This window comes from Burkholderia stagnalis (assembly GCF_902830275.1).
GTDB classification, from domain to species: Bacteria; Pseudomonadota; Gammaproteobacteria; order Burkholderiales; family Burkholderiaceae; genus Burkholderia; species Burkholderia stagnalis.
The window spans coordinates 39102-46463 of sequence record NZ_CADESW010000034.1; the positions used below are offsets into that span (position 1 = coordinate 39102).

Consider the following 7362-nt stretch of genomic DNA (forward strand, 5'->3'; position numbering starts at 1 on the left):
AACCCGTTTTTTTTATCCAATGCCGTTTGCTTATTCGATTATGCGTTTCATGCATGATCGTTATTTTTCGCAAAAGTGCGGTCGATTTGCGCAAGAACGGCCGCGATCGGCCGTCGATCCGCCGCCGCGCGAATGCCGCATGAATGCTATGCGGCCGCGTCGCGCAGCTCGTTGCTCACCACGTCCCACAGCGCGCGCACGAGCTTCTGCCGCGGCTCGTCGCCCTGCAGCGCGACCTTGTCGCAGTACAGGCGGATCTCCATCGTCAGCGTGAACGGATGCGCGCCGCCGCGCCCGCCGCGGTCGAGCCGGATCAGGCGGCCGCCCGCGACCGCGTCCTCGACCGCGCTGTGCGGCAGGAAGGCGATGCCGTGGCCGGCGAGCGCCATCGCCTTCAGCCCTTCCGCCATGTCGGTTTCGTACACGCGGTCGAGGAACAGCGGCGCCGGCGCGTTCGCGATGATCACCTCGGTCATCCGGCCGAGATACGCGTTCGGCGTATAGGACAGATACGGCACGCGCGCGTCCGCGGTGCCGGGCAGCGTATAGCGCGGCCGCCCGGCCCGGCCGGGCGCCGAGAACGGGCTGATCGGCTCGCTGCCGAGCGCCAGCATGTCGTAGCGCGCGGGGTCCAGCGCGACCGGATGGCTCGGGTGGTGATAGCCCATCACGAGATCGCAGCCGCCCTCGACGAGCGACAGCACCGCGTCGTGCACGTTCAGCGCGCGCAGCCGCGTATGAACCGGCCCCATCTTCGCCTCGATGCGTTGCAGCCAGCGCGGGAAATAGGTGAGCGACAGCGTGTGCGGCACCGCGAACTCGATCGTCGGCACCGGCGCGCCGACGTGGCCGCGCAGCAGCGTGCGCGCCTCGTGCGCCTGCGACAGCATCGTCAGCGCCTGCTCGTAGAAGATCTGGCCGGCCTGCGTGAGCCGGGTCGGATAGACCGAACGATCGATCAGTTCCGTCGCGAGCCACGCCTCGAGCGCCTGGATGCGCCGCGAGAACGCCGGCTGGGACACATGCCGCAACTCGGCGGAGCGGCTAAAGCTGCGCGTCTCCGCGAGCGAGACGAAGTCTTCGAGCCATTTCAGTTCCATGCGGGCGGGCGCGGCGGGCGGCGGTCGGGAAGAAGCCTGCATTCTACCGGCGCCGCGGGGGCGCGGCGTGCGGCGCGGCGGCGCCGGCCCGCCCCGGCATGAACACTTCCCCGCGGTGCACCGCCGGGCGCATGACATCCGTTGTGCATCGCCGCACCAGCGCCGCGCCGCGCGCACGCCCGCGGTGCCGGTGCCCTGCATTGCGCCCGCGGGTGCACGTCCCGGCCGGCTCCCCCCGCGCGCGGCCCGTGCAGGCCGGACGCCGCATCAGGCAACGGCCCGGCAAAAGTCGCCGCGCGTTGGCATGGACATTGCGGAACGGATTCCCGGATCCGCCGCCGCGCGGCCGCCCGACGTTCCATCCGGCCTCGCCCGGCTTCGCGGCCGCAACCCCGGAGGCTCCACCGATGAAGACCTTGCGCACTTCCCTGCAGAGCGGCAACTGGCGTTCGCTGCTCGCGTGCTTCCTGTACTTCGACACCGGCTTCACCGTCTGGGTGCTGTACGGCCCGCTCGCGCCGTTCATCGGCAAGGACATCGCGATGTCCGCCGCGCAGCAGGGCTTTCTCGTCGCGGTACCCGTGCTCGCCGCCGCGATCCTGCGCGTCACGCTCGGCAACCTGTACCAGTCCGCGAACGGCCGGCGCGTCGCGCTGATGGGCGTGCTGCTGTCCGCGTTGCCCGCGGTCGTGCTGCCGTGCGTGCCGGGCACGCCGTCGTACGCGCTGCTGCTGGTGCTCGGCGTGTTCCTCGGGATCGGCGGCGCGAGCTTCGCGGTCGCGCTGCCGATGGCGGGCAGCAGCTACCCGCCGAAGGTGCAGGGCCTCGTGCTCGGCCTGGCCGCGGCCGGCAACATCGGCGCGGTGCTCGACGGGTTCATGTTTCCGCATGTCGCGGCCGCGCTCGGCTGGCAGTTCTCGACCGCCGCCGCGCTGCCGCTGCTCGCGATCGCCGGCTTCGCGCTGTTCGCGTGGGCCGACGACCGCGGCGAGAAATCGGGCAGCGCACCGCGCGCGCTCGGCGCGTTCGCGATCACGCTCGCGGGCCTCGTCGCGCTCGTGCTCGCGGTGCACGGCGGGCTGTTCGGCGCCGGCAAGACCGGTGTGCTGCTGCTGCCGGTGATGGGCGCGCTGCTCGCGATCGCGGTGCTGCCCGCGCGCTACCGCGCGGTGCTCGCCGAACGCGACACGTGGGCCGTCATGCTGATCTACAGCATCACGTTCGGCGGCTTCGTCGGCATGTCGTCGTATGTGACGCTGCTGCTCACGACGCTCTATCAGATGCCGAAGATCGAGGCCGGCCTGCTCATGTCGCTGCTGGCCTTCCTCGGCGCGATCGTGCGGCCGTTCGGCGGCCACCTCGCCGACCGCGTCACCGGCGTGCGCGCGCTGATCGTGCTGCTCGCCGCGATCGCCGCCGCCGATTTCGCGTTCGCCGCGTGGATGCCGCCGGTGACGGGCGGCATCGCGCTGCTGATCTGCCTGTACGTCGCGTTCGGGCTCGGCAACGGCGCGACGTTCCAGCTCGTGCCGCACCGCTGGCCGGGCAAGACCGGCCTGCTGTCGGGCATCGTCGGCGCGGCCGGCGGGATCGGCGGCTTCTATCTGCCCGTCGTGATGGGCATCGCGAAGGAAAGCACCGGCAGCTACCAGCTCGGCTTCGCGACGTTCGGCGCGCTCGCCGCCTGCGCGTGCGGCGTGCTTGTGCTGCTGCGCGCGCCGTGGCTGCGCTGGGCCGCGCCCGCGGCGGTGGCCCCGGCCGTCCCGGTTCCCGCGCCGCTCGCCGGCGCCGCGGACTGACGGGCCGCCGCGCCTGCCGGCCGCCGGCCCCGCCCGCCGACGCGCGCGCCCGGGCCATGCGCCGGGCCGCGCGCCGGGCCATGCGCCGGGCCATGCGCCGGGCCATGCGCCGGGCCATGCGCCGGGCCATGCGCCGGGCCATGCGCCGGGCCATGCGCCGGGCCATGCGCCGGGCCATGCGCCGGGCCATGCGCCGGGCCGCGCGGCCGGCGAGCCGGCGCGGCCCGGCCGCGATCGACGCCCGACTGGGGGCGGCCCCGCGCCGATGGTAAAATCACGGATTCTCCTCCCCCTCGTTCGACCCGGCTCCAAGGCCCGCCCGATCATGTCCGACACTCGTCCCGATACGCTTTTCGCCCTCACCGCGCTCTCGCCCATCGACGGCCGCTACGCCAGCAAGACCGAAGCGCTGCGCGACTGGCTCTCCGAAGCCGCTTTCATGCGTCACCGCGTCACCGTCGAGGTGCACTGGCTGATCGCGCTGTCGCGCGCCGGCTTCGCCGAAGTGCCGCGCTTCTCCGACGCCGCCGAGCAGTTCCTGCTGCAGCTCGTCGAGCGCTTCACCGCGCACGACGCCGCGCGCATCAAGGACATCGAGCGCGTCACGAACCACGACGTGAAGGCCGTCGAATACTGGCTGAAGGAATCGGTGAAGGGCCAGGCCGAACTCGAGAAGGCCAGCGAATTCATCCACTTCGCATGCACGTCCGAGGACATCAACAACACGTCGCACGGCATGATGCTGGCCGGCGCGCGCGAGCACGTGATCCTGCCGGCGCTGCGCACCGTCCACCAGCGCCTCGTCGCGCTCGCGCACGCGCACGCCGACCAGCCGATGCTGTCGCGCACGCACGGCCAGCCGGCCAGCCCGACGACGCTCGGCAAGGAACTCGCGAACGTCGCGGCGCGCCTCGCGCGCGCGATCGCCCGCATCGAGAAGGTCGAGATCCTCGGCAAGATGAACGGCGCGGTCGGCAACTTCAACGCGCACCTGTCCGCGTATCCGGAATTCGACTGGGAAGCGTTCTCGCGCGACGTGATCGAGAACCGCCTGAAGCTGACGTTCAACCCGTACACGATCCAGATCGAGCCGCACGACTACATGGCCGAGCTGTTCGACGCGGTCGCGCGCGCGAACACGATCCTGCTCGACCTCGACCGCGACGTGTGGGGCTATATCTCGGTCGGCTACTTCAAGCAGAAGACCAAGGCGGGCGAAATCGGCTCGTCGACGATGCCGCACAAGGTCAACCCGATCGACTTCGAGAACTCGGAAGGCAACCTCGGGCTCGCGAACGCGACGCTGCGCCACCTCGCCGACAAGCTGCCGGTGTCGCGCTGGCAGCGCGACCTCACCGATTCGACGGTGCTGCGCAACATGGGCGTCGCGCTCGGCTACTCGCTGCTCGCGTATGACTCGCTGATCCGCGGCCTCGACAAGCTCGAAGTGAACCCGCAGCGCCTGAACGAAGACCTCGACAACTGCTGGGAAGTGCTCGCCGAGCCGGTGCAGACGGTGATGCGCCGCTACGGCATCGAGAACCCGTACGAGCAGCTGAAGGAACTGACGCGCGGCAAGGGCATCACGCGCGACGCGCTGCAGGAGTTCGTCGGCACGCTCGCGATCCCGCAGGACGCGAAGGATCGCCTGCTCGCGATGACGCCCGCGTCGTACATCGGTAAGGCCGTCGAACTGGCGAAGCGGATCGCGTAACACCGCGCGCCCTCCGCGCCAAGGAAAAACGCCCGATGCATTGCGCATCGGGCGTTAATGAGATGGTCAGCCCGATCCCCACACAGCGAACTACGCTGAGTGGGGATTGTTCTTTTTGGGGACCATCGTTTGTGCTACCGGCGACCCGCGTCGCGCGATCAGAACGAGATCATCTTCCCCGGATTGAGCGCCGTCATCACGCTCATCGCCGCCTTCGCGGCCGGAATCGCGATCGGCGACAGCTGGCGGCCGAGCGGAATCGCGCGGTGATCGATGCCGGTCAGCATCGAGAAATCGTCGTTGCGGCCGACGAAGTCGTCGCAGATCGCCTTGCCGATCCGCACCGTCTGCGCGACGCCGTGGCCGCTCCAGCCCTGCACCATGTACATCGGCACGCGGCCGTCGGTCTTGCGGCTGTCGGTCGCGCCGTTCAGCGTGAAGTCGCTGACGCCGCTCCAGCAGTAGTCGAGCGCGAAGCGGCCGTCGACTTGCGGAAACACCGCGTTCAGCCGCGTGAGCAGGTACGCGTTCACGTCCGGCTGCGCCCAGCAGGTGCCGGTGCCCTGCCCGCCGAACAGCAGGCGGTTGCCGCGCACGGGCCGGTAGTAGTCGATCTGGAACTGCGTGTCGTAGACCGGCATCCCGGCCGGCATCAGCGTCGCGACATCGACGTCGAGCGGCTTCGTCACGCTCACGTACGTGAAGAACGGCACGGTCGTCGCCGCGCCGTCGTCGAGCAGCCGGAACGTGGCGTTGTGCAGCGCGAGCACGACGCCCTTGCGCGCGGTGATCGTGCCGCCGGCGGTGGTCGCGACGACGCCGGCCGGCGTCTCGTCGAGCTCGAGCACCTCGGTGCCTTCGTACAGCGCGCCGCCGTTCAGGCGGAAGCCGTGGACCAGGCCGCGCACCAGCGCGAGCGGATGGATCTGGCCGCCCAGCGCGTCGATCGCCGCGCCGTAGTACAGCGCCGAGCGCACGTATTCGTCCTGGAGCTGATGCTTGCCGGCGAGCGTCACGCCGGCGTCGCCCAGATGGCGGCGCGCATCCGCGCCGTCGAGCAGCGCGCTCATGTGGCCCGGGTGAATCGCGGCCGTGATGTGGCCGCGCTTGCGGTCGAGGTCGAGCGCGTAGCGCGCGCCGATCGCGTCGATCAGGTCCATCGACTCGGCCGACGCGAAACGCCACAGGCGCTTCGCGTCGTCATGCGACAGCTGTTCGATCATGTCGGCCGCTTCCCAGCGCGCGAGGCCGGGCGTCAGCTGGCCGCCGTTGCGGCCCGATGCCGCGGAGCCGACGTGGTGCTTGTCGACGAGGATCGTATCGACGCCCGCCTCGGCAAGATGCAGCGCCGCGGACGCGCCGAGCAGGCCGGCGCCGATCACGAGCACGTCGCACACGGCGTCGTGCGCGAGCGGCGCGCCGTTTTCCCAGCGCGACAGCGACGCCTCGTACCAGTTGGCCGGACGTTCGCCGTCGTAGCCGGCCGGATCGCACCAGTTCCAGTTGTCTTTTTCGATGTTCAGTTGCGTTGGTTCGAAACGCGATTCGCCCTGGATCAGGGGTTTATTCGAGATCATGTTTGCACTTGCATGGTCTTGGGCCGCCTGTCGAAGAGCCATCTGGCTTCGCGGGTGGGGCAGCCGGTTCCACTTGGGTGTCAACGAGAAAGGGGCGCCATGGCCCGTGTTGACGGCGTGCACGCTCGTGCCGCCTGGATCCCGGACCGTGCGAAAGCACGCATTGAAAGGTGCCGGGACACCCAATTTCTACACCGCAGAAATAATTCTACAGCGTAGAATATGCTTTCGTCAAGCTTACGGTTCGGCATGCCTTCGGGCGTGCGCCGGCCGATCTCCCGCACCGATGAAGGACAAACCCGCCCAAGGCCCGCGCGGCCTCGACAAGGACGCGATCGTCGCGGCCGCGCTGACGCTGCTCGAAGACGTCGGCGAAGCGGCGTTCAGCGTGCGCAAGCTCGCGCAGACGGTCGGCTGCGATCCGATGAGCGTGCTCTACCACTTCAAGTCGAAGGAGGGGCTGAGCCGGGCGATCGCGAATGCGCTGTCGCGCTCGCTGACGCCGGTCGACGACAGCCTCCCGTGGCGCGACCGGCTGCGCGACCTCGCGCGCCAGTATCGCGCGCTCGCATGCCGCTATCCGGCCGCGTTCGCGCTGCTGCAACGGCACGTCAGCACCGGGCCGGCCGATCTCGCGCACATCGAGGCCGTGCATCGCGCGCTGGCCGACGCCGGCGTGCCGCACTCGGCGCGGGCGGGCGTGTGCGTGGGCTGGTATGCAAGCGTGATCGGGCTCGCCGCCGCCGAAGCCGGCGGCCTGACGCGGCCGGCCAACGACGTCGAGCTCGCGGAAATAGATGCGCTGTCCGACGCGGAGCATCCGCTCGTGAAATCGGCCGCGCCGCTCTATGCGCAGCTCGATCCGGCCGTCGTGCACGACACGATGCTCGACGTGCTGCTCGACGGTATCGCGCATCGCGCACGAACACCGGCCGCAGAATGAGCACGGGCGCCCCGCGGGGCGCCCGTGCCTGTCAGATTGCCGCGAACCGCGCTCAGTGCTGCTGCGCGCTGCCGATCTTCTGCAACACCTGATCGACGATCTGTTCCGGCGTCAGCTCGATGCTGACCTCGATCGCTTCGTCCGGGCCCGGCTCCTCGAGCGTGTCGAGCTGGCTCTGCAGCAGCGACGGATCGAAGAAATGGCCGGTGCGGCTCTTCAGGCGCTCGTG

5 protein-coding genes and 1 pseudogene are annotated in these 7362 nt (G+C 70.0%); 3 read left to right on the forward strand and 3 right to left on the reverse strand.

Annotation, left to right across the window (positions count from 1 at the left end):
- Positions 1-146 precede the first annotated feature (146 nt).
- Positions 147-1100 carry a LysR substrate-binding domain-containing protein gene (locus tag HWY45_RS34435; RefSeq protein WP_059564511.1) on the reverse strand — a complete coding sequence of 318 codons (954 nt, stop codon included), beginning with the start codon at positions 1098-1100 and terminating at the stop codon, positions 147-149.
- A 407-nt stretch (positions 1101-1507) separates the two neighbouring features.
- Between HWY45_RS34435 and HWY45_RS34440 the strand changes: the two genes are divergently transcribed.
- On the forward strand, positions 1508-2899 hold the full coding sequence (locus HWY45_RS34440) for an MFS transporter (protein WP_059880850.1): 1392 nt from the start codon (positions 1508-1510) through the stop codon (positions 2897-2899).
- Between the two features lie 325 nt (positions 2900-3224).
- Positions 3225-4613 (forward strand): adenylosuccinate lyase, encoded by a 1389-nt coding sequence (purB, locus tag HWY45_RS34445; RefSeq protein WP_059564513.1) that lies wholly within the window; start codon positions 3225-3227, stop codon positions 4611-4613.
- Between the two features lie 158 nt (positions 4614-4771).
- On the opposite strand, the gene HWY45_RS34450 is transcribed toward purB, so the two are convergent.
- Positions 4772-6190, reverse strand: coding sequence for an NAD(P)/FAD-dependent oxidoreductase (locus tag HWY45_RS34450; protein WP_059564514.1), 1419 nt, complete (start codon positions 6188-6190; stop codon positions 4772-4774).
- A gap of 286 nt (positions 6191-6476) precedes the next feature.
- On the opposite strand from HWY45_RS34450, the gene HWY45_RS34455 reads away from it, so the two are divergent.
- Positions 6477-7133: a TetR/AcrR family transcriptional regulator gene (locus HWY45_RS34455; protein ID WP_059564515.1), complete on the forward strand. Its 657-nt coding sequence runs from the start codon at positions 6477-6479 to the stop codon at positions 7131-7133.
- A 52-nt stretch (positions 7134-7185) separates the two neighbouring features.
- Here the strand turns inward: HWY45_RS34455 and HWY45_RS34460 are convergent.
- Positions 7186-7362 (reverse strand): annotated as a pseudogene (locus tag HWY45_RS34460) (gluconokinase); the annotation flags it as partial.

Excerpts from the sequence above, each read along its gene's own strand:
- HWY45_RS34435 (WP_059564511.1), bottom strand. The coding sequence starts at position 1,100 with ATGGAACTGAAATGGCTCGAAGACTTCGTCTCGCTCGCGGAGACGCGC.
- HWY45_RS34440 (WP_059880850.1), top strand. The coding sequence starts at position 1,508 with ATGAAGACCTTGCGCACTTCCCTGCAGAGCGGCAACTGGCGTTCGCTG.
- purB (WP_059564513.1), top strand. The coding sequence starts at position 3,225 with ATGTCCGACACTCGTCCCGATACGCTTTTCGCCCTCACCGCGCTCTCG.
- HWY45_RS34450 (WP_059564514.1), bottom strand. The coding sequence starts at position 6,190 with ATGATCTCGAATAAACCCCTGATCCAGGGCGAATCGCGTTTCGAACCA.
- HWY45_RS34455 (WP_059564515.1), top strand. The coding sequence starts at position 6,477 with ATGAAGGACAAACCCGCCCAAGGCCCGCGCGGCCTCGACAAGGACGCG.